Annotated in this window: 1 protein-coding gene; it reads left to right on the top strand. The window is 49.4% G+C overall.

The features are described from left to right. Positions 1 to 97 precede the first annotated feature (97 nt). The gene (locus GNE10_RS34900) at positions 98 to 691 is read left to right on the top strand and encodes a nucleoside triphosphate pyrophosphatase (RefSeq protein WP_185570557.1); all 594 of its coding nucleotides are present in this window, start codon (positions 98 to 100) and stop codon (positions 689 to 691) included. Positions 692 to 801 lie beyond the last annotated feature (110 nt).

Here is an 801-nt window from a genome sequence, read left to right as displayed (position 1 = left end):
CTCCCCACACTCCCCACACTCCCCTGCTCTGTCATCTCCCTCATCTCTCCTGCCCCTCTGCACCTTGCCCCCCTGCTCCCTCATTTCCTGCTTCTCTATGAGCATTCCACCTTTTGTACTGGCCTCGGCTTCTCCAGCGCGACGGCGCTTGCTGCAAACTGTTGGTATCGAACCGATAGTTCGACCTAGTGATTTTGATGAGTCGCAAATCCAATTAAGCGAACCTGCACAATTGGTGAAAACTCTTGCCCAGTACAAAGCTCAAACCGTAGCCCCCCAGTTTGAATCAGCTTTGATTATGGGTTGTGATTCGGTTTTATCTGTTAATAATCAGATTCATGGCAAACCAGCAGACACTAATGAAGCGATCGCTCGTTGGCGGATAATGCAAGGTAGCTTTGGTGACTTATACACAGGTCACGCCTTAATTGACCTCAACCAAAACCGCACTTTAGTCAAGTCTCAAGTTACAAGAGTTTACTTCGCTTCTGTCACCGACAAGGCAATTAAAGCTTATGTAGCCACAGGGGAACCCCTCAAATGTGCTGGTGCTTTTGCCCTTGAGGGTTTTGGTAGTTTATTCGTCGAAAAAATCGAAGGCTGTCACAGCAATGTAATTGGACTGAGTTTACCCTTGCTGCGGCAGATGCTAGCAGAATTGGAATACGATGTTACGGATTTTTGGCAATAGTCATAGGGCATTGGGCATAGGGCATAGGGCATAGGGCATTGGGCATGGGGCAAGCAGGAAGTGTGGGAGGTGTGGGAGGAGACGGAGGTGTGGGAGGTGTGGGAGGATGG

It is taken from the genome of Nostoc sp. 2RC, from assembly GCF_014222165.1.
GTDB lineage: Bacteria > Cyanobacteriota > Cyanobacteriia > Cyanobacteriales > Nostocaceae > Nostoc > Nostoc linckia.
Note: the sequence above shows the minus strand (reverse complement) of the source record. Positions and strands in the feature narration are given on the sequence as shown.